General features: G+C 74.7%; 19 protein-coding genes. 8 read left to right on the top strand and 11 right to left on the bottom strand.

Annotation, left to right across the window (positions count from 1 at the left end):
* Window positions 1–44: 44 nt before the first annotated feature.
* Genes D1J60_RS03145 through D1J60_RS03155 form a run of 3 tightly spaced genes read right to left on the bottom strand, consistent with a single transcriptional unit; the run spans window position 45 to window position 2,328 of the window.
* Window positions 45–998, bottom strand: coding sequence for an ABC transporter permease subunit (locus D1J60_RS03145; protein ID WP_125820042.1), 954 nt, complete (start codon window positions 996–998; stop codon window positions 45–47).
* On the bottom strand, window positions 995–1,909 hold the full coding sequence (locus D1J60_RS03150) for an ABC transporter ATP-binding protein (RefSeq protein WP_125820043.1): 915 nt from the start codon (window positions 1,907–1,909) through the stop codon (window positions 995–997). The genes D1J60_RS03145 and D1J60_RS03150 overlap by 4 nt, the downstream gene beginning before the upstream one ends.
* Entirely contained in the window at window positions 1,906–2,328 is a 423-nt protein-coding gene (locus D1J60_RS03155) for a GntR family transcriptional regulator (RefSeq protein WP_125601613.1), read from the bottom strand. Before D1J60_RS03155 ends, D1J60_RS03150 begins: the two co-directional genes overlap by 4 nt.
* A gap of 215 nt (window positions 2,329–2,543) precedes the next feature.
* On the opposite strand from D1J60_RS03155, the gene D1J60_RS37885 reads away from it, so the two are divergent.
* Both D1J60_RS37885 and D1J60_RS03165 read left to right on the top strand, forming a co-directional pair.
* Window positions 2,544–5,546 (top strand): serine hydrolase, encoded by a 3,003-nt coding sequence (locus D1J60_RS37885; protein ID WP_241253116.1) that lies wholly within the window; start codon window positions 2,544–2,546, stop codon window positions 5,544–5,546.
* A 29-nt stretch (window positions 5,547–5,575) separates the two neighbouring features.
* Window positions 5,576–6,079, top strand: a complete 504-nt coding sequence (locus tag D1J60_RS03165) for a GNAT family N-acetyltransferase (protein ID WP_125820044.1) — start codon at window positions 5,576–5,578, stop codon at window positions 6,077–6,079.
* 5 nt (window positions 6,080–6,084) lie between these two features.
* Here the strand turns inward: D1J60_RS03165 and D1J60_RS03170 are convergent, their stop codons facing one another.
* Window positions 6,085–6,660: an XRE family transcriptional regulator gene (locus D1J60_RS03170; RefSeq protein ID WP_125601610.1), complete on the bottom strand. Its 576-nt coding sequence runs from the start codon at window positions 6,658–6,660 to the stop codon at window positions 6,085–6,087.
* Window positions 6,661–6,813: 153 nt separating this feature from the next.
* Between D1J60_RS03170 and D1J60_RS03175 the strand changes: the two genes are divergently transcribed.
* The 5 genes from D1J60_RS03175 to D1J60_RS03195 all read left to right on the top strand — a co-directional run bounded on the left by D1J60_RS03175 (window position 6,814) and on the right by D1J60_RS03195 (window position 12,807).
* Entirely contained in the window at window positions 6,814–7,593 is a 780-nt protein-coding gene (locus D1J60_RS03175; RefSeq protein WP_125601607.1) for an ABC transporter permease subunit, read from the top strand.
* Window positions 7,590–8,306 carry an ATP-binding cassette domain-containing protein gene (locus tag D1J60_RS03180; RefSeq protein ID WP_125820045.1) on the top strand — a complete coding sequence of 239 codons (717 nt, stop codon included), beginning with the start codon at window positions 7,590–7,592 and terminating at the stop codon, window positions 8,304–8,306. Before D1J60_RS03175 ends, D1J60_RS03180 begins: the two co-directional genes overlap by 4 nt.
* A 396-nt stretch (window positions 8,307–8,702) precedes the next feature.
* The gene (locus D1J60_RS03185; RefSeq protein WP_125820046.1) at window positions 8,703–9,704 is read left to right on the top strand and encodes an NrtA/SsuA/CpmA family ABC transporter substrate-binding protein; all 1,002 of its coding nucleotides are present in this window, start codon (window positions 8,703–8,705) and stop codon (window positions 9,702–9,704) included.
* Window positions 9,705–9,762: 58 nt separating this feature from the next.
* The gene (locus tag D1J60_RS03190; protein WP_125820047.1) at window positions 9,763–10,872 is read left to right on the top strand and encodes an aryl-sulfate sulfotransferase; all 1,110 of its coding nucleotides are present in this window, start codon (window positions 9,763–9,765) and stop codon (window positions 10,870–10,872) included.
* Window positions 10,873–11,220: 348 nt separating this feature from the next.
* Window positions 11,221–12,807 (top strand): phospholipase D-like domain-containing protein, encoded by a 1,587-nt coding sequence (locus D1J60_RS03195; RefSeq protein WP_125820048.1) that lies wholly within the window; start codon window positions 11,221–11,223, stop codon window positions 12,805–12,807.
* A gap of 70 nt (window positions 12,808–12,877) precedes the next feature.
* On the opposite strand, the gene D1J60_RS03205 is transcribed toward D1J60_RS03195, so the two are convergent.
* The 7 genes from D1J60_RS03205 to D1J60_RS37125 form a co-directional block, all read right to left on the bottom strand.
* Entirely contained in the window at window positions 12,878–13,267 is a 390-nt protein-coding gene (locus D1J60_RS03205; RefSeq protein WP_125603770.1) for a hypothetical protein, read from the bottom strand.
* Between the two features lie 336 nt (window positions 13,268–13,603).
* A complete protein-coding gene (locus D1J60_RS03210) occupies window positions 13,604–14,521 on the bottom strand; it encodes a MurR/RpiR family transcriptional regulator (RefSeq protein WP_125820049.1) in 918 nt (305 codons plus the stop codon).
* Window positions 14,522–14,630: 109 nt separating this feature from the next.
* Window positions 14,631–15,437: a hypothetical protein gene (locus D1J60_RS03215; protein ID WP_206436469.1), complete on the bottom strand. Its 807-nt coding sequence runs from the start codon at window positions 15,435–15,437 to the stop codon at window positions 14,631–14,633.
* The gene (locus D1J60_RS03220) at window positions 15,437–16,702 is read right to left on the bottom strand and encodes a VWA domain-containing protein (protein ID WP_125603937.1); all 1,266 of its coding nucleotides are present in this window, start codon (window positions 16,700–16,702) and stop codon (window positions 15,437–15,439) included. Before D1J60_RS03220 ends, D1J60_RS03215 begins: the two co-directional genes overlap by 1 nt.
* 86 nt (window positions 16,703–16,788) lie before the next feature.
* Window positions 16,789–17,982 carry a cytochrome P450 gene (locus tag D1J60_RS03225; protein ID WP_125820050.1) on the bottom strand — a complete coding sequence of 398 codons (1,194 nt, stop codon included), beginning with the start codon at window positions 17,980–17,982 and terminating at the stop codon, window positions 16,789–16,791.
* 106 nt (window positions 17,983–18,088) lie between these two features.
* The gene (locus D1J60_RS03230; RefSeq protein ID WP_125820051.1) at window positions 18,089–20,350 is read right to left on the bottom strand and encodes an ATP-binding domain-containing protein; all 2,262 of its coding nucleotides are present in this window, start codon (window positions 20,348–20,350) and stop codon (window positions 18,089–18,091) included.
* Window positions 20,351–20,488: 138 nt separating this feature from the next.
* Window positions 20,489–20,965, bottom strand: coding sequence for a hypothetical protein (locus tag D1J60_RS37125; protein ID WP_125603940.1), 477 nt, complete (start codon window positions 20,963–20,965; stop codon window positions 20,489–20,491).
* 448 nt (window positions 20,966–21,413) lie between these two features.
* Here D1J60_RS37125 and D1J60_RS03240 point away from each other — a divergent pair, with 448 nt between their 5' ends.
* Window positions 21,414–23,234 carry a glyoxal oxidase gene (locus D1J60_RS03240; RefSeq protein WP_125820052.1) on the top strand — a complete coding sequence of 607 codons (1,821 nt, stop codon included), beginning with the start codon at window positions 21,414–21,416 and terminating at the stop codon, window positions 23,232–23,234.
* Window positions 23,235–23,389 lie beyond the last annotated feature (155 nt).

A 23,389-nucleotide genomic window follows, 5' to 3' on the forward strand; every position in this document is an offset into this window, starting at 1 on the left:
GGGCCCCGGGTGGGCCGCGGGTGGGCGCGGGGCGGGCGCGGCGGTCAGGCCGTGCGGCGGCGCAGCACGAGGAGGGTCAGGCCCACGAGCACGGCGGCGGCCCCGAGGTAGAGGGCGGTGTCGATCCACTGGAAGGTCCAGAAGTCGCCGCTCGGGTAGACCTTGTGGTAGCGGCCGGTGAAGCCGTGCTCGGCCATGCACGCCCGCATCTCGTCACCGGACGTCTGGCAGAACTCCGTGATCGGGTACTCGCGGCCGTCGGGCGTGAGGTAGCCGAACTGCCCGGTGGACCAGGCGCTGCCGACGAGCCGCTTGGGGGTGTCGCCGGGCGTGATCCGGGTCTCGGGGGCGATCCAGGAGGTGCGGAAGAACGTCACGAACACCATCGCGGTGCCGATCGCGGCCACGGCCGCGCCCATGGCGGGCAGCGTCCGGCGCACCAGGAGGCCCGCGAGGGTCCCGGCCGCGAGCCCGAACAGGGCGCAGGCCACCGGGGCCGGGCCGGTCGCCTGGTAGACCGCCGCGTCGTGCCAGTAGGGGCCGTCGAGGGTGTTGGCGATGGGCAGCCACCACCAGGCGACGAGCGCTCCGACGACGGCTGCCACGAGTACGGCGACCAGCGCCGCCAGACCGAACCGGGCCGCGAACCAGCGGCGCGGGCCCACGCCCTGGGTGAGGGCCAGCTTGAACGTGCCCGTCTCCAGCTCCCGGCCGATGAGCGGGGCGCCCCAGAACACGCCGATCAGGGCCGGCACCGCGATGCCGAGGGTGCCGAGGGCGCGGATGCCGGCGGAGTTGCCCTGCATGATCTCGAAGGTGGCGGTGCTCTCGCAGCCCCCGTTCCAGCCGGGGCAGGGCACCCAGCCGGTGGCGTCTATCAGCTCCGTCATCTCGGAGCGCCGGTACGCCACGTACGCCGCGCAGAGCGCCAGCAGGGCGAACGCGGAGAGGATCATCAGGCGCTGCTGGCGCCAGGCCAGCCACAGGACGCCCTTCATGCGGCGGCCTCCTCGTCGGCGGCGGCGGGGCGGGGGGCGCGGAGGTGGGCGAGCAAGAGGGTTTCCAGGGAGGGGGTCTCGGTGATCCACCGGCCGTCGTCGGCCGGCGGGGGCGTACGGACGAGCGCGGTGACCTGGCGGCCGCCGACCGCGGAGTGCACGACGGCGCCGCGGTCGAGGGAGCGGGGCAGGCCGTCGGCCTCCGCCGGGTCGGCCCTGCCGGTGATCCAGGTGTGGGCCTCGCGCAGCTCCTGGACGTCGCCGCTGAGCCGGGCGGCACCGTCCTTGAGCAGCACCACGTGGTCGCAGACGTCCTCCAGTTCGGCCAGGACGTGCGAGGACATCACGATGCCGGTGCCGTGCTCGGCGGCCGCGGTCATCAGCAGGGCCGTCACGTCGTGCCGGGCGACCGGGTCGAGGTCGGCCAGCGGCTCGTCCAGGAGCAGCAGGTCGGCGCGCTTGCCGAGGACGAGGGCCAGCGCGACCCGGGTCCGGTTGCCGCCGGACAGCGACCCGACCCGGGCGTCGCGGCGGATGCCCGAGCCGGTGAGCAGCTGCTCCGCGGCGTCCTGGTCCCAGTGGCCGCGGTTGAGCGCGCGGCCCATGCGCAGGGTGTCGGCGACGGTGAAGCCGGCGTGCAGCGGCTTCTCCTGCGCCAGGAAGGCGGTGCGGCGGCGGGCTCCGGGGGTGCCGGGGGCCTCGCCGAAGACGCGTATCTCCCCGCTGGTCGGGCGCAGCAGGCCGGCGGCGAGCTGGAGCAGGGTGCTCTTGCCGGCGCCGTTGGGGCCGACGAGGGCCGTGACGCGGCCCGCGGGCAGTTCGACGTCGCACGCGTGCAGGGCCCGGTGGCCGCCGAACTCCCGCCCGAGCCGGGTGGCCCGTAGTGCCGGCGCGTGGGTCGGATCGCTCACGCCGTTTCCTCTCTCGACTGTCCGGGCCGCCCGGGCCCGGAGGGGTTGAAGCTCTCGTCCACGGCGGCCGCGACGAGCGCCGTGATGTCCTCGCGGTCCAGCCCCTCCTCGCGGGCCCGCGCCATCCAGGCGGCGAGGGCCAGGCGCAGCGGCGAGTCGGGGGCCGCGCCGGGGTGCGAGAGGGAGCGGCGGACGAACGTCCCCGCGCCGGGGCGCGGTTCGACGAGCCCTTCGCGTTCGAGCTCGCGGTACGCCTTGAGGACGGTGTTGGGGTTGATGGCGGTGGCCGCCACCACCTCCCGGGCCGTCGGCAGCCGGTCCCCCGGCTCCAGCACGCCCAGCCGCAGGGCCTGTTTGACCTGCGTGACGAGCTGCAGATAGGTGGCGACGCCGCTGCGCCGGTCTACTCGGAACTCCATCCCTCCACCTCATTCCACTAACACGTTAGTGGAATAGTGCAGACTGTGTGAGGGCTCGTCAAACCGGCGGAGTATGACCGAACCGTCACAGCCCGCCGGGGCGGGAACGCGGAGGCCGGGGCGGGCATCTAGGTGATCGGCGGGCCGGTGACGGCCGCGCGGACGTGACGGCGAGAACCGGTGCAGCCGGGTGTGAACAGCAAGGTGGGGCGTGGATGAAGGCGGAAACGGTGTCGAACGGTGCGCGGGGCGGGCGGAGCCCGCAGGAGGGTGAACCGGGTTCGGGCGCTCCCCTGCCCGACCCCACCCCAAAGCCCCCCACCGCTGCCCTGCCCGGGCGCGAACCGCAGGACACCACCCCGGAGCCGACCCATGCCCTGTCCGGGCGCGGTCGGCAGGACAGTGCCCCGGCACCGACCATCACCCCGGCCGGGCGCGGCCCGCAGGACACCGGCCCGGAGCCGACCGACGACCCCACCGGGCGCGAACCCGAGAACACCACCCAGGAGCCGACCGACGCCCCGGCCGGGCGCGGCCCGCAGGACAGTGCCCTGGCACCGACCCATGCCCCGGCCGGGCGCGAACAGCAGGACAACGGGCCGGAGCCGGCCGACGCCCCGGCCGGGCGCGGGCCGCAGGACACCGGCCCGGAGCCGGCCAACGCCCCAACCGGGCGCGGGCTGCAGGACACTGCCCCGGAGCCGACCGACGGCCCGGCCAGGCGCGGGCGCGAGAGCGCCACCCCGGAACCGACCGACGGCCCGGCCGGGCGGGGGCCCGGGGACACCACCCAGGAGCACGCCGATACCGTGTCGGGCCGTGGGCCGCGGGACAGCGCACCGGGGGCGGAGACCGACACGCCTACCCGCACCCTGACCAGGCGTGAGACCAGCGCCTTGACCGGCGCCGGGCAGAAGGCGGCCCCCGCCGGCGCCCTGCCCGGGCACGGGAGGAGCGGCGCTGACGCCGAGTCGGAGGACGACGCCCGTGCGGGGCGGGGGTCCGACGACGTCGCCGTCCGGCGCGAGGCGTCCGAGCCCGCGAACGACACCCCCGGTGCGCGGGGACCCGCCGGTACCCCGGCCGGAGCCGGCCAGGTGGCCGACACCGACGCGGAATCCGAGGACGACGTCCCCGCCGCACGGGCCTCGGCAACGGACGCCCCGGCTCAGCGGGAGGGCACCGCCGGGGCGGAGGACGCCTCCCCCGCCGGGCGGGAGGCGATTCCCGGTGACCGGGCCGGGGGCGGGGACGCCCCGTCGCGCAAGCGCGCGGACGCCGACGCGGAGTCCGGGACCGGCACCCCCGCCGAGCAGCGAACCGGCCACGCCTCCGACGGGGGCGCGTCGACGGACTCGGACGCCGCCCGAGGCGGGCAGGGAGCCCCCGCGGGAACGGGCGGCGCCCCGGCGGGTCCCGTCCCGGACGCGGAAGCCGACACCCCCACCGGGCCCGAGCCGGCCGGCAACCGGCCCGGGGCCCGGGAAACCCCCGACCGGACCGAGCCGCGCTCGCAGTCCGGCACCGCAGCCGAGCCGACAACCGACGGCAACCGGTCCGGGGCGCGGGGAAGCCTTGACCGGAGCGGGACGCGCGGCGGGGGTGCGGCGGGGGCGTCGGGCCGCCCGCGGCCGTCGTGGGCGAAGGGCGACGGCCCCGAGGAGCCCGCGGACGGCAGCCCCCGCCCCTCGGTGGCGGAGGCGAAGGTCGGGGAAGACGCCCCCGCGGTCAGGGGCGGTGCCGGGCGGGGGCCGGCCTCCGGCGGGGGCGCGGCAGCGCGACCGCACGACCCCGAGCGGACCAGCGAGTTCGTCGCGCTCCGGGACCCCGACGCCCTCAGGCCGTCGCGGCCCCAGCCCCGGCAACAGCCCGCGCACCGCCCGGCGCCGGCGGTACTGGAGCCCACCCGCGAGGCCCCGCTGCCGCCGCTGGAACTGCTGGCCGAGCTGACCAACACCGCTCCCCCGCCGGAGACCCCGCGCCGCACCCTCACGCGGCGCGTCAAGGTGTGGACGCCGATCGTGCTGCTGCTCGGCGCCGCCGTCGCGGGGGCCCAGATGCTGCGCCCGCTCCCCGCCCCGCAGCTCGTCGCCGCGCAGACCTCGCACACCATCGATGGCTCGACGTCCATCCCCTGGCCGGCCAAGGGCCAGGCGGCCGTGCGCATCCCCGGCTCCGGCACCATCGGCACCTTCGGCGAGCAGAAGCCGGTGCCGACGGCCAGCGTGGCGAAGATCATGACGGCGTACGTGGTCCTCAAGGGCCACCCCCTGCGCAAGAACGAGCCGGGCCCCAAGATCGAGGTCGACGCCAAGGCGGTGGCCGAGGGCAACGCCGGGAGCGAGTCCCGGATCGAGGGGCTCACCGCCGGGCAGAGGTTCAGCGAGCTGGACATGATCAAGATGCTGATGATCCCGTCCGGCAACAACATCGCCCGCCTGCTGGCCCGCTGGGACACCGGCGGCGACGAGGCCGCGTTCGTCGCGAAGATGAACGCCGCGGCGAAGGAACTCGGCATGACGGACACCACGTACACGGACCCCAGCGGCCTGGACGCCGGCACCGTCAGCACCGCCGTCGACCAGCTGAAGCTCGCCGAGGCCGTGATGAAGGACGACGCGTTCCGCACGGTGGTGGTGCTGCCCAGCGCCCCGGTCGAGGGGCTGTCCAAGCCGCTCATCAACAACAACGGCAGCCTGCTCCTCGCCGGCCTGAACATCAACGGCATCAAGACCGGATCGAGCACCCCGGCGGGCGGCACCCTGTCGTGGGCCGCGTACAGGACGGTCGGCGGCGAGACCCCGCTGATCCTCGGCACGATGATGGACCAGCACGTGGACGGCCCCGACCCCGACGGCGCGAACAGCCTGGAGCTGGTGAAGGAGAACAGCCGCAAGGTCATCGAGGCGGTCCGCAAGGCCCTCGCCCCGGCCACCGTCATCCGCAAGGGGCAGCTGGTGGGCCACGTGTCCGACGGGCTCGGCGGCCAGACCCCGCTCGTGGCCACGAAGGACCTCACCGTGATCGGCGTGCCGGGGCAGCGGCTGCGGCTCTCCCTCGGGGCGGGCGCGAAGCCCCTCCCGCACGAGGCCAAGGCCGGGACGCAGGCCGGCGTGCTGACCGTGGGTGAGGGGGACGGCGCGAAGAGCGTGCCCGTCGCCGTGGGTGCCGACCTCGTCGAGCCCTCTTTCGGCGCCAGGCTGACCCGCCTGTCCTGAGGCGGGTCCCGCTGTGCTTGCATGACCGGATGGACGTCCGGCCCCGCGAAGCAGAGGACCTCGACGCGTGCGTGCGCGCGCTCGCCGAGGTCCACCACGGCGACGGCTACCCCGTGGACTGGCCCGACCGGCCCCGGGAGTGGCTGTCGCCGCCCGCGCTGCTCGGCAGCTGGGTCGCGGAGCGGGACGGCCGCCTGGCCGGCCACGTCGGCCTGTGCCGCGGCGGGCCGGGCGACTCGGCGCCGGAGCTGTGGAGCCGGCGGACGGGGCTGCCCGCGCGGGACACCGCCGTCGTCAGCCGCCTCTTCGTCGCGCCCGGTGCGCGCGGGCACGGGATCGGCGCCCTGCTGATGGCACGGGCCGCGCGCCTGTCACGGGAGCTCGGACTGCACCCGGTGCTCGACGTGGTGGCCTCCGACACCGCCGCCGCCGCGCTGTACGAGCGGCTCGGCTGGAGCCTGCTGGCGACCGTCGAGCAGCGGTGGGGACCCGGCCGGGTGGTCCCCGTACGCTGCTACGCCGCGCCCCCGTAGGCGCGTTACGGGTTCGCGATGACGAGCAGGGTGCGGGCGGCCGCCGTGCCCCCGTCGGCCAGCACGCAGCGGTGCGGCAGGTCGCCCCGGTGGTGGGCGCTCTGGCCGGCGGTCAGCAACAGGGGCTCCTCGCCCCGCACTTCGAGGACGACCGACCCCTCCAGGACGTAGAGGAAGTCCTCACCGGGGTGCTCGAACCAGCCGCGCTCGCCCTGGCCCGGCTCGAAGTGGTGCTCGTAGGCCTCCATCAGCGCGCTGCGCCCGCCCGGGATGAGCACCTGTGCCACCTGCCCGGCGGCCTCGCTGACGCGGATGACCTGGGGGTCGCTCTCGTGGCTGACCACGCCGGGCCGGCCCGGCGGCCGCAGGAACGTCCCGGGGGCCACGTCGAGGGCCTCGGCGATCCGGTAGATCGAGCTGAGGCTGGGCGTGGCCAGTCCGCGTTCGAGCTGGCTGAGGAAGGGCTGCGAGAGGCCCGAGCGGGCGGCCAGTACGGCCATGGAGACGCGGCGTGCCGTGCGGCACTCGCGGATCGCGCGGCCGACGTCTATGGCTTCGGGGGTGGGTTCGGGGCGGGACACGCTGGTGAACGTACCCCATGGGTTTCCGGCGGCCGGGTGGGCCCGGGAGGTTTCGTACTGCTGCAACACGCTGTTCATAAGCTTCGTCAATTATTGACCTCACTTATGAACGCCAGGCCGGCGACGGCCGGACAGCAGATGAGGAGTGCTCGCGTGCACCCCACCCCCTCCCCCACGGCCCGGGCCCTCGGCCGGTTCGGCCCGCCGGCCGGCGCGGCCGCCGCCGTGCTCGGGCTCTGGTCCCTGCTCGCCTGGTCGGGCGCGGTGGCCCCGGGGCTGCTGCCCACTCCGGCCGACACCCTCGCGGCGCTGGCGGACAGCGCCCGCAGCGGGGTGCTGGCCTCTGACCTGGGCGCGAGCCTGGCCCGCGCGGGGCAGGGCTTCGCGCTGGGCGCGGTCGTGGGCGGCGCGCTCGGGTTCGCCACCGGGTACCTGCCGAGGCTGTCGGCGGCCGTCACTCCGGTGGTCTCCTTCCTCCGGCCGATCCCGGCCATCGCGCTCGTACCGCTGGCGACGGCCTGGTTCGGGATCGGCGAGAGCGCCAAGCGGTTGCTGATCGCGTACGCCGTGCTCCTCGCGGTCTGGCTGTACGTGCACGACGGGGTCTCGCGGGTGCCGGTCTCGCACCTGCGGGCGGCCCGTTCGCTGGGGGCGCCGCTGCACCGGCGGTTCACCGAGGTGCTGCTCCCGGCAGCCGCGCCGGCGCTGCTGGCCGCGTTGCGCTACGGGGCCTCGGTGGCGCTGCTGGCGCTGGTCGCCGCCGAACTGGGCGGCGCGGACAGCGGGCTGGCCTACCGGCTCCAGGTGGACGGCCAGTTCCTGCGGGTGGACCGGATGTTCGCGGGGCTGCTCGTGCTCGGGCTGCTGGGCGTGGCGGCGGACCTCGTCCTGGCCGCCGTCGGACGCCGCTTCGTGCACTGGAGCGCGTCATGAGCCTCGAGGTACGCCTGGAGGGGCTGACGGTGGGCTACGGCGCGGCGCCCGTGCTGGAGCGGACGGACCTGGTGTTCCCGGCGGGGTCGTTCACGGCGCTGCTGGGGCCCAGCGGCTGCGGCAAGTCCACGGTGCTGAACACGGTGGCCGGCTTCGTCCGCCCCGCGTCGGGCCGGGTGACGGCGGGGTCCGTGCCGGTGGAGGGGCCGGGCCCCGAGCGGGGGGTGGTCTTCCAGCACTACGCGCTGTTCCCGTGGCGCACGGCCCGGGGCAACGTCGAGTTCGCGCTGAAACGGCTCGGGCTGCCGCGCCGGGAGCGCCGCGAACGGGCGCTGGCCGCGCTCGCGGAGGTCGGCCTGGCGGACGGGGCGCACAAGTACCCGGCCCAGCTGTCGGGCGGGATGCAGCAGCGCGTCGCCCTGGCCCGGGCGCTGGCGGCGGAACCGGAGGTGCTGCTGATGGACGAGCCGTTCGGGGCGCTGGACGCGCTGACCCGGGGCCGGATGCAGGACCTGCTGCGGGAGCTGTGGCGGCGCAGCGGGACCACGGTGCTGTTCGTGACGCACGACATCGACGAAGCGCTCGCCCTGGCCGGGCGGGTGGTGGTGCTGGGCGCCTCCCCGGGCCGGGTCCTGGCGGACCACCCCGTTCCCCCGGCCCCCCCGGACCCGGACCTCCGCGCCCTGATAGCCCGCCACCTGACCACCCCCTGACCCGCCCCCCCACCCCGAAGCCCGCACCCGGGCCCGCCCGGTCCGCCCCGCGCGACGCTCCCCGGGTCCGCGCGCGGAACCCCACGGGCACCTTGGCCCGCAGGGAACCGGAACCCGCCCCGCCCCCGCCCGGATGGGCGGACGCCCTCCTCGGCATGAGCGGAACCGGCGCCCGGCCCGCACGACCCCGCCCCGGTGGGCAACGCCCCGCCCGCCCGACCGGCACCCGACCCGTCGGGCAACGCCCGGCCCGCACGACCGCCCGCCCCCAGGCCGGGCCCCGACCCGCTGGGCCGGGCCCCGACCCGCACACCCCCGACCCCGCTGGGCCGGGCCCCGACCCGCGCGACCCCGATCCCCACCCCACACCCCCCGTCCCGGAAAGGACCGAGTCCCATGAGCCGTCCCCGAAGCAGACCCCGCGCGGTAGCCGCCGTGCTGTTCGCCGCCCTGCTGTCCCTGCTCGCCACCGCCTGCGCGCAGTCCCCGGAGGGGAGCGGGCGGCGGGCCGTGACCGTGGCCGGCAGTGACCAGCTCGGCGGCGCGCCCGTGTACCTCGCGCAGGAGCGGGGGCTCTGGGCCGAGGAGGGGCTCGACGCCACCGTGACCACCCTGTCCACCGGGCGGGACGCGCTCAACGCCGTCCTCGGCGGCCAGGCGCAGTTCGGCGTCGTCGGCGACCTTCCCGCGGTGACGGCCGCGCTCGGCGGGCGGGACGTGCGGATCGTGGCCGACCTCTCGCGGTTCTCCGACTGGCGGCTGCTGACCCGTACCGACCGCGGGATCACCGGTTTCGCCGCGCTCAAGGGGCGCAAGGTCGGGGTCCCGCAGGGCACCAACGTCGAGTACGCCCTGAGCCGGATGCTCGCCTCGGAGCGGCTGACCCCGGCCGACGTCACCGTGGTCAACCTGGCCCCGAACCAGGTCGCGGCGGCACTCACCCGCGGCGACATCGACGCCGGGCTCACCTTCCCCAGCTTCTACGACGCCGCCCGCACCGCCCTCGCCGACCGCTACGCCGAGGTCCCCTTCTCCGGCTACACCGCCCGCACCCTGCTCGTCTCGGGCCCCTCCGCCGACGACGCCGCGGCCACCGCCGTGCTGCGTACGGTGCTGCGCGCGCAGCGGGCCGCCGCGGCGGATCCGGCGGCCGCGCGGACCGCCGTCGTCGCCCAGTCCAAGGGCGCGCTCCAGGCCGGCTACGTCGACGCCTTCCACCCCCGCTACACGTACGGCGCGAGCCTGACCCCCGAGCTGCTCGCCCAGCTGGCCGACGAGGCCGCCTGGGCCAAGGCCGCCCAGAACCTGCCCGGCGCCGCCGACCAGCAGGCCCTGCGCGAACGGCTGCGCCCCGCACCCCTGGCGGCGGCCGACCCGGCCGCCGTCACCCTGCGCTGACCGCTCCGCCGGCCCCTTCGACTCCCGACCCCTTCACAAGGAAGCAGGTACGACACCCATGACCGTCGACCAGAACACCCTGCGCCGCCGCGGCACCGGACTGCGCGCCCACGACCCCGCGCGCAGCTACGGCGGCTACACCCTCTACACCCCCATCACCAGCGACGGCACGATCCACCTCGTGGACATCGAGGGCAAGCCGGTCCACACCTGGAACTCCCCGCACCCGCCGGGCCGGCAGGCGCAGCTCCTCCCGAACGGCAACCTCTTCTACGCGGCGAAGGACACCTCCGGTCCGACCCTCTTCCCGATCTGGGACGTCTACCACGGCGGCATCTTCCAGGAGCTGGCCCCGGACTCCACGGTGCTGCGCGAGGCCCGGCACCCCTTCCACCACCACGACGCCTCGATCCTGCGCAACGGCAACCTGCTCATCACCGGCGTGGAGCCGCTGTCGGCGGCCGACGCCGCCCGGATCCGCGGCGGGATCCCCGGTTCGGAGGCTCCGGGCGGGGTGATCTACGGGGACGTGGTGTACGAGCTGACCTGGGACGGCGAGGTGCTGTGGCGCTGGGCGGCCATCGAGCACCTGGACCCCGAGGAGGTGCCGCTGAACCCGCACTTCGCCCGTGAGCACTGGCCGATGGCCAACACGGTCAACGAGCTCGCCGACGGCGGGATCGTGGTGGGCTTCCGCAGCGCTTCGACGACGGTGGCCGTGGACCGCGCGGACGGCTCGGTCCGCTGGCGGATCGGCCCGGACGTGCTGGCGCAGCAGCACCACCCGCACGAACTGCCCGGCGGCACCATCCTGGTGTTCGACAACGGGACCTACCGCGACACCACCTCGGTGCCGTACTCGCGGGTGCTGGAGCTGGATCCGGTCAGCGGCGCGGAGGTGTGGTCGTACGAGGACAACCCGCCGCAGAACTTCTTCAGCCCGTACATGTCCAGCGCGCAGCGCCTGCCGAACGGGAACACCTTCGTGGCGGAGGGCTCCTTCGGCCGGCTCTTCGAGGTGACCCCGGAGGGCGACGTGGTCTGGGAGTTCGTGGTCCCGGAGTTCGGCTCGTTCAGCCGGGGCACGGGCCTGGAGTCCTCGCGCGGCGCCCAGAACTCGGTGTTCCGCGCCTACCGCTACGGCGCGGACGAGATCGCCTGGCTCTGACGGCGGGCGGCCCAGGCGCCCCGGCACCCCGGACCGGTTCCGGGGCGCCGGGGCGCGGGGGGGCCGGGCATCCGGTCGTGGTCCGGCCCGGGGACGGCGGCCCGGGGACGGCGGCCCACCGATCGGACGCCTCGATTCCGCGGACTGGTTTCGGCCACGCGGCCGGATGGGGTGGCCGGACAACGGCCGGTGGGGCCCGACCGACGGTTCCGCAGGGTGGCCGGAAGGCGACCATGCCCGGATGAACAGGGGCTTACGGGCTGGTAACTTGCGCGAGTTGATCAAGGCCGGGGCCCGGAACGACCATGCCGCCCGGCCGGAGCCACCCCCCAGTACCAAGGAACCACATTGGCACGCACCGTCCGCACGACGGCCCTCTCGCTCACCCTCTCCTTCGCGCTGCTCCCCGCCGCGCCGGCCTTCGCCGCCTCGCCGACCCCGCACCTGGACTCGGTCGAGCAGACCCTGCGCCAGGTCTCCCCCGGCCTCGAGGGCTCGGTCTGGGAGCGCACCGCCGGCAACAGCCTCGGCGCCTCGGCCCCCGGCGGCTCCGACTGGCTGCTCCAGACCCCCGGATGCTGGGGCGACCCGTCCTGCACCGACCGTCCGGGCTCGCGCCGGCTGCTGGACAAGACCCGGCAGGACATCGCCCAGGCCCGGCAGAGCGTGGACATATCCACCCTGGCCCCGTTCCCCAACGGCGGCTTCCAGGACGCGGTCGTGGCCGGCCTCAAGGAGGCCGTGGCGAAGGGCAACCGGCTCCAGGTCCGCATCCTGGTGGGCGCCGCGCCGATCTACCACGCCAACGTGATCCCGTCCTCGTACCGCGACGAGATGGTGGCCAGGCTCGGCCCGGCGGCCGCGAACGTCACCCTCAACGTGGCCTCGATGACCACCTCCAAGACCGGCTTCTCCTGGAACCACTCCAAGCTCGTGGTGGTGGACGGCGGTTCGGTGATCACCGGCGGCATCAACAGCTGGAAGGACGACTACCTCGACACCGCCCACCCGGTGAACGACGTCGACCTCGCGCTGTCCGGTCCGGCGGCGGGCTCGGCCGGCCGCTACCTCGACACCCTGTGGGACTGGACCTGCCGCAACAAGTCCAGCTGGAGCAGCGTCTGGTTCGCCTCCTCGAACAACGCCGGCTGCATGCCCACCCTGCCCCGTCCGGCCGCGCCGGCCGGCGGCGGTGACGTCCCCGCCCTCGCGGTCGGCGGCCTCGGCGTCGGCATCCGCCAGAGCGACCCGGCGTCGGCGTTCAAGCCGGTCCTGCCGACGGCCCCCGACACCAAGTGCGGCATCGGCGTGCACGACAACACCAACGCCGACCGGGACTACGACACGGTCAACCCGGAGGAGAGCGCCCTGCGCGCGCTGGTCGCCAGTGCGAACAGCCACGTCGAGATCTCCCAGCAGGACCTGAACGCGACCTGCCCGCCGCTGCCCCGCTACGACATCCGGCTCTACGACACGCTCGCCGCGAAGCTCGCGGCCGGCGTGAAGGTCCGCATCGTGGTCAGCGACCCGGCGAACCGCGGCGCGGTCGGCAGCGACGGCTACTCGCAGATCAAGTCCCTGAACGAGGTGAGCGACGCGCTGCGCGGCCGCCTCACGGCCCTCACCGGCGACGAGCGCACCTCGAAGGCCGCGATGTGCCAGAACCTCCAGCTGGCGACCTTCCGCGCCTCGGACAAGGCGACGTGGGCGGACGGGAAGCCGTACGCCCAGCACCACAAGCTGGTCTCGGTGGACGACTCGGCCTTCTACATCGGCTCGAAGAACCTGTACCCGTCCTGGCTCCAGGACTTCGGCTACGTCGTCGAGAGCCCGGCCGCCGCGAACCAGCTGAAGGACTCCCTGCTGGCTCCGCAGTGGAAGTACTCGCAGGCGACCGCGACGTACGACTACGCGCGCGGCCTCTGCCAGGCCTGACGGCTCCGGGTCCGGGTCCGGCCCCGGGTCCGGCTCCGGGTCCGGCTCCGGGTCCGGGTCCGGGTCCGGGTCAGCGCCTGCGCTGGCCCGGGCCGGCCGCCAGCAGCAGCGCCTCGGAGACGAGCCGGGCGCCCCGGGAGAGGCGGCCGAGCTGCTCCAGCTCGATGGCGTACATCCTGATCGTGTTCTCGATGACCGACTCGGCGACGCCCATCGTCGGCAGCTCGGCCCGGCTGGTGTGCAGGGCCACGCGGACCGCGCGCATCTCGTGCTGGAGCTGGAGCTGCACGTGCCGGGCCAGCAGGGCGTGGTGACGGGTCAGCGTCAGGTAGCTCCCGTAGCGGGCCGGGAGGAGGTCCCGCAGCCAGCGGGTGGCGCTGCGTTCCCAGTCGTGCGTGCCGGGCGCCTTGACCTGCAGGGGCCAGTCCGGGCTGCGCGTGAGGGTGGCCGTCTGGGGCATCTCGTCACTTCCGAGGGGTGTGGAACTCTGATCGAGAGACTGCGTGGGGGGCGGCCTCGGTCCAGGGGTTGACCGAGGCCGCCAGGGGCGCCCCTCCGGGGGATCCACAAGCCTTGACGCGGCACCCGGTGCCGCCGTGAGGAGGTTCGGCGTACTGGGTGGCCGTTCGAGGCGGACGTGGGGAAACGTCCGCCTTTGGCGTCTGAGGGATCCGGAGCGCCGCCGTCAGTAAACATATATACCGTCGAGTAATCAAGGGTATGAAAAATTTCATGCACGCCCGGGTTCTGAATATCTGGCGTTCACGACCGGGTGCGCGACGGGCGAAACCGGCGCTTACAGGAAGAAACCGTGCTGGTCGGCGACCTGCTCGTACTGCTCCAGCCGCGCCTGGGTGCGCTCGGGGTCCGCGTCGGCCATCGCCTGGAGCAGGGCGGCGGAGAGCATGCCGGGGGCCGCGTACGAGTCGAACACCAGCCGGGAACCGGTACCGGCGGTCAGCACCACGTCGGCCGCCTCCACCAGCGGGCCGACGGTCGGGTCCGTGATCAGGACGACCTTCAGCCCCGTGCTGCGGGCCGCGCGCAGGGCGGCCAGGGTCTCGTTGGCGTGCCGGGGCATGGCGAAGGCCAGCACCCAGGTCCCGCCGGCCGCCCGGCACTGGAGCAGGGCGTCGTAGGCCACGCTGCCGCCCCTGGTCACGAGGCGGACGTCGGGGTGGATGCGGCGGGCCGCGTAGGCGAAGTACTCCGCCAGGGAGACCGAGATCCGCAGCCCCAGCACGGTCAGGGGCACGGACCGGGCGAGCTCGCGGCCGATCTCCAGGACCTGGTTGGTGTCCGCCAGCAGCCGCCGCACGTTCTCGAGGTTCTCGATCTCGGCGTCGACGGCGGCCTGGAGCTCGTTCTGCCGGATCTGCTCCTTGGTGTCCGGGGTGCCGGCGACGGCCGACAGGGCGATCGGCTGGAGCACGTCGCGCAGGGCCGGGTACCCGCTGAACCCGAGGGAGGCGGCGAAGCGGGTCACGGAGGGCTGGCTGACGCCCACGCGCTCCGCGAGCTCGGTGATGGAGAGGAAGGCCGCCTCGGTGAGGTGGTCGATCAGGTACTGGGCGATCCGCCGCTGTCCGGGTGAGAGGCGGTGGCCGTCGAAGAGCGCGAGGAGCCGGTCCGCCGGCGGCTTCTCCTGCCCCGGCGGGGTCCCGCCGGGCGTGATCGCGGCCGCCTGCGCGCGTGCCTGCTGCCCCGATGACACCGGCGGCCTCCTTCTCACGTCACTCTCCCTCCAACATAGCCCACGCTCCGTGGCCGGATGATCATTCGGGGCGGGAGCCGCCGCACCGGCAGGGCGCGGCGGCACCCGGTCACGACCGGGGCCCGGAGGGGCGGCCCGAGCCGCGGGTGAGGGAGTAGCCGTAGAGGCCCGCGAGGGCTCCGAGGATCCCGCCGGCGGCCGTCCACAGCCAGCGGTCGGACCACCAGCCGGCCGACCAGCCGCCCTCCGGGGCGCGCGCCTCCCGCTGCGGCCCGGAGGCGCCCGCGATGCCCGGGACGAGGGGCTCGGCCAGCGCCGCGTCCACGGCCCGGGCCCCGCCCGTCTCCTTCGTCCCGGCCTCGACCTGCGCCTTCACGGGCAGCCCGAGGTCCTCCTCGTGCGCCCCGAGGACGGTCAGGCGGACGTAGTAGGTGCCCGGGAGCGGGTCGTTGGACCAGGCCTCGGCGCCGGAGCGGACGGTGCGCAGGGTGCAGGACAGCTCCACGGTGGCGGTCTCCTTGGCCGCCGCCGCGCTCTGGTGGCCGTACGTGCAGGGCTGCCGGCGGCGCAGGCCGTCGTACACGTCGAGCTGCCAGGTCTGCGCGCCGTGCCGGGCGGCGGACGGCGGGAGCGTCACCGAGGCCTTCACGGTGGCCCGTTGGCCGGTGTCGGCGGGGAAGGCCCAGTAGAGGTAGTCGCCGGTGGACCCGGAGGCGGTGGCCTTCTGCCCGGGCTTGAAGAGCGCCGCGGTGCGGAAGCCCGTGCCCGCCTCGGTCGGGGCCTTGCCGTCCTTGCCGGTACCCGCGCCCGCGCTCGGCGTGGGGGTGGGGCTCGGGGCCGCGGTGGCGGCGGCCGCGGGAGCCAGGAGGGCGGCTCCCGCCAGCAGGGCGGCGGTCAGGGTGCGTACGGTACGCATCAGTTGGTCCTCCAGACGGAGATGCGCCAGCGCGAGATCCAGCCCCAGACCAGACCGGCGAGCAGGCCGGTCAGCACCAGCAGGCCGATCAGCCACCAGCCGCGGCCGAGGCCGAAGGAGGCGGCGTCGGAGCCGCCGGCGGGGCCGTCGACGAGGTCGATGGTGAGCTCTACGGGCATGCCGGGGGTGGTCTTGACGGCCGGGCCGGCGGCGAAGGAGTTGCTGACCTGGAGGCAGACGGTCTCGGTCTTCTCCTTGTCGTCCCCGTCGAGTTCGGGCTTCGGGTAGCGCAGGCCGGTGGAGATCACGTCGGTGCGGCCGTCGCCGGCCTCGGAGCCGCGCACGATCTCCCGGCCGTGGACGGTGGTCGCGCGCAGCAGGACGCCGTAGTCGTTGTTGACGGCGCGGTCGGCGCCGATGCTGACCGAGGCGCGCAGCTCCTGGCCGGGACGGACGTCGACCTTGTACCAGCGGTGCTCGCCGAAGGTCTCGCGGTCGCTGTAGAGGCCGGCCTTCAGCAGCGGGGCGCTCGCGCACTGCTTGGCGCCCTCGGTGGCGACGGGGGTGGCGACGGGGTCGGCCGCGCGGTCGACGAGCTGTCTGACCCTGCCGGAGAGTTCGGCGGTGTGGGTCACCGAGGTGTAGGTGCCCCCGGTGGCCTCCGCGATGCAGGTGAGCTGGGCGCGGGTCTTGGCGTCGGGGACGAGGCCGAGGGTGTCCACGACGAGGTGGATGCCCTTGGCGGCGATCTCGCGGGCCACCTCGCAGGGGTCGAGCGGGGCGCAGGTGTCCTCGCCGTCGGTGATGAGGACGATCCTGCGGGTGGCGTTGCCGCCCTCCAGGTCCTGGGCGGCGGCCTGGAGGGCCGGCCCGATGGGTGTCCAGCCGGTGGGCGCGAGGGTGGCCACGGCGGTCTTCGCCTCGGTGCGGTTCACCGTGCCGACGGGGTAGAGCTGCTTGGTGTCCTTGCAGCCGAGGGCCCGGTCGTCGCCGGGGTAGGTGGCGCCCAGGGTCCTTATGCCCAGGCGGACTTCGTCGGGTACCGCGTCGAGGACCTCGTTGAAGGCCTGCTTCGCGGCGGCCATGCGGGACTGGCCGTCGATGTCGTTCGCGCGCATGGACCCGCTGACGTCGAGCACGAGCTCGACCTTCGGCGGCTCCTTGGCCGGTCCGTCGGCGGCGGCCGCGGTCGACGGGAGGAGTCCCGCGGTCAAGGCGACGAACAGGCCGCAGGCCCCTGCCGCCAGTCGTTTTCTTGTGATCATCGCCGGATCGTATTGAGGATCCGGCGCCATGCCAAAACGCGTACCGACAGGCGGTATCCGTCCTTCCGCGGGAAGCGCGGGACCGGCTACCAGCGCACCGGCAGCCGGGTCACGCCGTGCATCAGGGTGCCGGGGATCCACTCCAGGGGGCCGCCGGCCGGGTCGGCTTCCAGGGCGGGGAACCGTTCCAGCAGGCTGCGGACGGCGATGCGGCCCTCCATGCGGGCCAGCGGCGCGCCGAGGCAGAAGTGCAGCCCGTGCCCGAAGGCGAGGTGGCCGCCGGGGGCGCGGCGGATGTCGAACACGTCGGGTTCGGCGAAGCGGGCCGGGTCCCGGCCGGCGCCCGCGAGGGAGGCCAGCACGACCGACCCGGAGGGGATGCGGACGCCGCCGAGCTCCACGTCCCTGGCGGCGTACCGGTAGGTGGCGTTCTGCACGGGGCCGTCGTAGCGGAGCATCTCCTCCACGGCCCCGCCGAGCAGGCCGTCGCAGTCGGCGCGGAGGGCGGCCAGCTGGTCCGGGTGCGCGAACAGGGCCCTCGCGCCGTTGGAGATGAGGTTGACGGTGGTCTCGTGGCCGGCGACGAGCAGCAGGAAGGCCATTCCGATGAGTTCGTCGGGGGAGAGCGAGTCGCCGTCCTCGTCGCGGGTACGGATCAGGGCGCTGAGCAGGTCCTCGCCCGGGGACTTGGCCTTCTCGGCGACGAGGTCGGTGAGGTAGGAGGTGAGCTGGGCGAACGCCTCTTCGTTCGTGGTCTGCGGGCGGGGCGCGACGATTTCGTTGGACCAGCGGCGGAAGCGTTCGCGGTCGAGGTCGGGGACGCCGAGGAGCTCGCAGATCACCGTCATGGGGAGCGGGAAGGCGAGGGCCTCGACCAGGTCGGCGGAGCGCCCGGGGCGGGCGGCCATCGCGTCCAGCAGCTCGTCCGTGATCCGCTGGACGCGGGGGCGCATCGCCTCCACCCGGCGGGCGGTGAACTCCCGGGCCACCAGGCGGCGCAGCCGGGTGTGGTGGGGCGGGTCGGCCTCGAGCATGTTGGAGCTCGCGGCGCTGGGCTCGATGTCCGGATACAGCCCGGAGGTGCGCCAGTCCTTGAGCAGGTCGGGGTGGGTGAGGGCCTGGCGTGCCTCCTCGTACCCGACGACGATCCAGTACGCGTCCTGTTCGGGTCCGGGGCCCCTGACCTGGTGGACCGGCCCGGCGGCGCGCAGGGCCGCGTAGAAGGAGTGCGGGTCGCGGTCGAAGTCGGGGGCGCTGGAGGTGATGTCGACGAGGGGCATCTGATCACCCTACGACGGTCAAAGCCCCATGGAGGGGGGCGAATCCGGCCACGTGCCGCCGTGTGGCCGTGGCCGGTCCCGTCCTCGCGGGTCTCCGGTCGGCCGCTCAGCCGGTCAGCCCTTCGGGGAGGCGGCCGGTGTGCACCACCCCGAGGTGCTGGGTGGCGCGGGTGAGGGCGACGTAGAGGTCGCTCGGGTCGAGGTCCGCGGGCTCGGCCACGATCACAGTGTCGAACTCCAGCCCCTTGGCCTGGCGGGCGTCCAGCAGGACCACCGGCCGGGTGAGGTCCGGCTGCTCCCCCGCCCGTACGCCGGGCAGTGCCGCGGCGAGGGCCTGGTGCAGGGGGCGCGGGGCGATCACCGCGAGCCGGCCCTCGGCGGGCGCGCCGTCGCGGACGGCTTCGGCGACGGCGCCGGGGAGGGCGGCCGCCTCCCGCACCCAGGGGCGCACCCCGGTGGAGCGCACGGAGCGGGGCGGTTCGAAGCCGGGCCGGTGGGCGCGGAGCACTCCGGCCGCCAGCTCCATGATCTCGGCGGGCGTCCGGTAGTTGACGCCGAGCCGTACGTGTTCCCAGCGGTCGCCGACGTAGGGGTCGAGGATCTGCTTCCAGGAGCCGCAGGCCGCCTCCTCGCCGGTCTGCGCGGGGTCGCCCACCAGGGTCATGGAGCGGGTCGGGCAGCGGCGCATCAGCAGCCGCCAGGCCATCTCGGACAGCTCCTGCGCCTCGTCGACGATGACGTGGCCGAAGGCCCAGGTGCGGTCGGCGGCGGCTCGCTCGGCGGTGGTGCGGTGGTCGGCCTCCTCGTGGCGTTCGGCCATCCGCTCGGCGTCGATGATGTCGTGGGCGGCCAGGTACTCGCTCTCCATGTCCTCGAACTCGTAGGACTCCGAGCCCTGGGAGAGGTCGAGGACGCCCTGCGCGTAGGCGATGCGCTCCAGCCGGTCGCGGGCGGCGGCGGCCTCGCGGGCGGTGTCGTCGACGCCGAGGAGCTCGGCGGCCTCGTCGAGGAGGGGGACGTCGGCCGGGGTCCACTGGCCCGAGGTGCGGCGGATCAGCCGGGCGTCCTCGGCGGGCAGGTGGGTGGGGTCCGCCAGGAAGTCGGATACGAGCTGCTCGGGGGTGAGGTCCGGCCAGAGCGTGTCGATGGCCGCGTGGACCTCGGAGCTGGTGGCGATGTCCTTGCCGAGCTGGGCGACGTCGTCCGGGCCGAGCAGGTTGGGGCCGCCGTAGGGGTCGGCGCCCAGCCGGTCGGCGAGCTGTTCGGTGAGTGCGTCGATGACCGCGAACGCGAAGTAGGGGCGGGCCAGGTTGTGGGGCAGGGCGGTGCTGCGGGCCCGGTCGCGGGCGGCGTGGGCCATGGTCCGGTCGAGCAGCAGGGTGCCGTAGTCGTCGTGGGCGATCTCCAGCGCGGGTTCGGGGACGACCGCGCTGTCCTCGCCGCTGTCGGCGGGCACGGCCTCGGGGAGCGTCTGCCGGTCGGCGACGACCCGGGCGAGGACGTCGGCCATGGCCGCGCGGCCCTTGACGGCGGCGGCGCCGGGGCGGTCGGTGCCGGTGGCCCGCAGGCCCGGGTAGAGGTCGCCGGGGGAGGCGAGGAGCACCCCGGTCTCGCCGAGGGCGGGCAGCACCCCGCCGATGTAGCCGAGGAAGGCGGGGTTGGGGCCGACGATCAGCACGCCGCGCTTGGCGAGCAGCTCGCGCTGGGCGTAGAGGAGGTAGGCGGCGCGGTGCAGGGCCACGGCGGTCTTGCCGGTGCCGGGGCCGCCCTCCACGACGAGGACGCCCTGGTGCGGGGAGCGGATGATGCGGTCCTGGTCGGCCTGGATGGTCCGGACGATGTCGTGCATGCGGCCGGTGCGGGCGGCGTCGAGTGCGGCGAGCAGCACGGCGTCGGCGTCCGCGCCCTCGTAGCCGGTGCGCTCGGTGTCGGCGAGGTCGAGGATCTCGTCGTGCAGGGCGGTGACCCGGCGCCCCTGGGTGGTGATGTGGCGCCGGCGGCGCAGGCCCATCGGGACGTGGCCGGTGGCGAGGTAGAAGGGCCGGGCGGCTTCGGCGCGCCAGTCGAGGACGAGCGGGGTGCGTTCGGCGTCGTCCTGCCTGATCCCGATGCGGCCGATGTGGTGGTCGCGGCCGTCGGAGAACTCCAGCCGGCCGAAACACAGACCGTGTTCGGCGGAGTTCAGGGCGGAAAGCAGGCCGGACTGCTCGGCGACCAGGACGTCCCTTTCCAGTCGGGCCTGGAGGCCGGTGCCGGCCTCTCCCAGGGCGCCCTGGACCGCCCGTTCGGCCTGGTCCCGCAGGTCTTCGAGGCGCGCGTAGAGCTCGGTGATGAATTCCTGCTCGCCCTGAAATTCGGTGTTTGACAATTTCGCTCCCAGCGCGATACGATGTCCCCGTAAAGCTTCGCCACGCCCTCGTGCAATAGAGAGCGTGAAACATCGAATATACGCGGAAACGCGCCCCGGACGTCAATTCGCCCGGGGCGTTTTTGTATGGCGTTCCGGTCAGCGCATGTCGAAGCTCACGGACGAGGCCTTGTCGTTCATCCCGTCACCGACGTAGGCGTTGTAGCCGTAGTAGGTCTGGTGGGCGCCCCGGAAGTCGCCGTGCTCCCACAGGGTGATCGGGCAGGTGATGCCCTGCGCCGAGCTCACCGTGTCGTTCCACCCCCACTTGGAGAGCGCGTTGAACTCGGGGTAGCGCCAGTTGCAGCCGACGCTGCCGCGGAAGGTGAACTCGCTGCCGCCCGAGTTGGCGTCGCTCCATATCTTGCCGAGGTCCTTGTACTCGGCCGCGGCACCGAGCGAGGCCGCCTCCGCCTTGGTCGCGAAACAGCCGCCCTCACCCGTGTCGACGACCAGGGCGCAGAACTTCGCGGGCTTCGGGGCCGGCTTGGGGGCCGCGGCGGAGGCCGGGCCGGCGGCTGCGGCCAGCACCAGCGACGCGGCGGCGAGGGCCAGGACGGATCGGACCTTGCGCATGAATGCTCCTCAGGTATGCGGACGGAGCGCCCGGTTCACCGAAGGGAGCTTTGGGAACCGAAGCGCCACATCACCCAACAAGGCGGCATATCCGCCCGTCCAGGACGCGCAGGTGCCGGTGGCATGTTTCGTACGCGCCCGCGCGCGGGGCGGACCCGTACGCGGCTGGCGCGATCACGGCGCGCGCGGCGGCCGCGGTGCCGGTCGCCGGCCGGTGCGCGGACGCCCCGGGCGCACCGCCTGGCCGAAGCCGCGCGCCCGGGCGGGGGCGGGCGCACTGCCGCCGATTGTCCCGATTCGGGCGTACGGGGCCATGGCGGGCACTCGTACGAGGAAGGCCCTTCGCGTCATATGAGGTGATATGAACCTGATCTTCTAGCATGGCGTCCCTCCCGCCCCTCCGGCCCGCCCCTCCCGTCCCGGCGGTCTTCGCACACCGAGGAGTCGCATGTCCCGAGCACACCGGTCCGCCGCCCTGGCCGCCGCGCTGGCCGCGGCCGTCTTCCTGGCGGTCCCGGCCGCCGCGGCCGCGCCGGCCCACGACCGCGCGGACACCGACGCCGAGGTGACGGCCGGCGAGGCGGCCCTGATCGGCGAGGAGCACGCCCGGGCCCACGCGGAGCGGCGCCGCGCGGCCCGGGGGGCCGGCGAGTACCCGCAGACCACGCGGAGCGCGAGCCTGGCCGCCCTCACCGCGTCGCAGGAGCGGGCCAACAAGGCCTTCCGCCCGGCGGAGTCGGGGAGGTTCGCGGAGTTCTTCCCCTCCCCCGACTTCGGGGTGCACCTGGCCCAGCTGCCGACCGGCAAGGTGCTGCTCTTCTCCTTCGAGCGGGTCGAGACCGACCCCACCAAGGAGACCGGCCCCACCGACCGGACCGGCCGGACCAACGCCGGCCGCGCCTTCCTCTGGGACCCCGCCAAGGGGACCGGCGCGCGGGCCTTCAAGGAGGTCCGGCCGCCCACCGTGCTGATGCCCGACGGCACCTACGCCCCGCGCCCCGCCCCGTTCTTCTGCGCCGGACACGCCTTCCTGCCCAACGGGATGCTCGCGGTCTTCGGCGGCAACACCGGCGGAAAGGGCGGCAGCGGCGCCAAGCTGTCCTTCGTCTTCGACCCGTGGACCGAACACTGGTACCGCAACCGGGACATGTCGGTGGGCCGCTGGTACCCGTCGGCCGTCACCGGCCCCGACGGCCGCCAGATCATCATGTCCGGCCAGTCCGAGCGCGGCACGGGCACCCCCACGCCCGTGGTGGAGCGCTTCCCCGCGAAGGGGCTGCCGGTGCCCTGGCGTCCGTTCGACATCCCGCTGGACATCGCGGTCGACCGGTTCCGGGCCGACGCGCCCTTCCGCAACGACTACCCCCACCTGTTCTCGCTGCGCGACGGCATGGTCTACGGACTGGGCCGGGACGCCGACCAGCAGTGGCTCTTCGACCCGGTCGAGGAGACCCGCCGGGACCTGCCCCGGCGTCCGGCGGACTTCCGCGGCTACGGATCCGCCGTCCCGCTCCCGGCGGGGCTGCGCGGGCCGGACTCCGTGCTGGTGCTCGGCGGGGACCCCCACGACCCCAACACCTACCGGCTCGCGGGCGGCCGGTGGACCACCGAACGCCCCCGGGCCTTCGGCCGCACCCAGGACGACACCCTGATCCTGCCGGACGCGACCCTGCTGACCGTCAACGGGGCGCTGAGCACCCGCGACTACGGGTACGGCCCCTTCAACCCGAAGGCCGACCTCAAGTACCGGCAGACGGAGCTGCGCGACGCCGCCGGGCACTGGCGGCTCGGTCCGGCCCAGCGGCTCCCCCGCGGCTACCACTCCAACGCCCTGGTGATGCCGGACGGGCGGGTGATGGTGACCGGGGACGAGCTCCAGCAGATCGCCAACGACCCCGACATCCGGGACGCGATGGACGGCAGCATCGAGATCTACGAGCCCGCCTACCTGCACAAGGGCGGCACCCGGCCGGCCCTGGACCGCGTGCCCCGGGGCGAGCTCGCCCACGGCGCCGCCTTCGAGGTGCGCAGCTCCACCGCGGCCGCCGTCCGGCGGGCCGTCCTGCTGGCGCCGACCACGGTCACCCACGCCGTGAACACCAGCCAGCGGCACCTGGAGCTGCCGGTCACCGGGGTGCGCGGCGACGCCGTCGGGCTGCGGACCCCGCCGACGGCGGCGGACGCCCCGCCCGGCTACTACATGCTGTTCCTGCTCGACGCGCGCGGGGTGCCCAGTACGGCCAAGTGGGTGAAGCTCGGCCTGCGCTGACGTCCTGACCAGCGCACCTCACCGCGCGCGTCGCCCGGACGGGTGCGTGCGAGGCCCCCCGGCACGACACGCCGCCGGGGGGCTCGTAGCGTCGTCAGCACCCGGGCCGCAGGCCCGGACGGGCCCGGTGGACCGGGTCAGGGGGGTCTCCCGAC

This window comes from Streptomyces sp. W1SF4, from assembly GCF_003950035.1.
In the GTDB taxonomy this organism is placed as follows: Bacteria; Actinomycetota; Actinomycetes; order Streptomycetales; family Streptomycetaceae; genus Streptomyces; species Streptomyces racemochromogenes.

What these genes read in the sequence shown, in the direction of transcription:
- D1J60_RS03145 (WP_125820042.1), bottom strand. Translation starts at nt 998, where the DNA reads ATGAAGGGCGTCCTGTGGCTGGCCTGGCGCCAGCAGCGCCTGATGATC.
- D1J60_RS03165 (WP_125820044.1), top strand. Translation starts at nt 5,576, where the DNA reads ATGGACGTCCGGCCCCGCGAAGCAGAGGACCTCGACGCGTGCGTGCGC.
- D1J60_RS03205 (WP_125603770.1), bottom strand. Translation starts at nt 13,267, where the DNA reads ATGCCCCAGACGGCCACCCTCACGCGCAGCCCGGACTGGCCCCTGCAG.
- D1J60_RS03180 (WP_125820045.1), top strand. Translation starts at nt 7,590, where the DNA reads ATGAGCCTCGAGGTACGCCTGGAGGGGCTGACGGTGGGCTACGGCGCG.
- D1J60_RS03155 (WP_125601613.1), bottom strand. Translation starts at nt 2,328, where the DNA reads ATGGAGTTCCGAGTAGACCGGCGCAGCGGCGTCGCCACCTATCTGCAG.
- D1J60_RS03190 (WP_125820047.1), top strand. Translation starts at nt 9,763, where the DNA reads ATGACCGTCGACCAGAACACCCTGCGCCGCCGCGGCACCGGACTGCGC.
- D1J60_RS03225 (WP_125820050.1), bottom strand. Translation starts at nt 17,982, where the DNA reads ATGCCCCTCGTCGACATCACCTCCAGCGCCCCCGACTTCGACCGCGAC.
- D1J60_RS03240 (WP_125820052.1), top strand. Translation starts at nt 21,414, where the DNA reads ATGTCCCGAGCACACCGGTCCGCCGCCCTGGCCGCCGCGCTGGCCGCG.
- D1J60_RS37125 (WP_125603940.1), bottom strand. Translation starts at nt 20,965, where the DNA reads ATGCGCAAGGTCCGATCCGTCCTGGCCCTCGCCGCCGCGTCGCTGGTG.
- D1J60_RS03220 (WP_125603937.1), bottom strand. Translation starts at nt 16,702, where the DNA reads ATGATCACAAGAAAACGACTGGCGGCAGGGGCCTGCGGCCTGTTCGTC.
- D1J60_RS03215 (WP_206436469.1), bottom strand. Translation starts at nt 15,437, where the DNA reads ATGCGTACCGTACGCACCCTGACCGCCGCCCTGCTGGCGGGAGCCGCC.
- D1J60_RS03185 (WP_125820046.1), top strand. Translation starts at nt 8,703, where the DNA reads ATGAGCCGTCCCCGAAGCAGACCCCGCGCGGTAGCCGCCGTGCTGTTC.
- D1J60_RS37885 (WP_241253116.1), top strand. Translation starts at nt 2,544, where the DNA reads ATGAAGGCGGAAACGGTGTCGAACGGTGCGCGGGGCGGGCGGAGCCCG.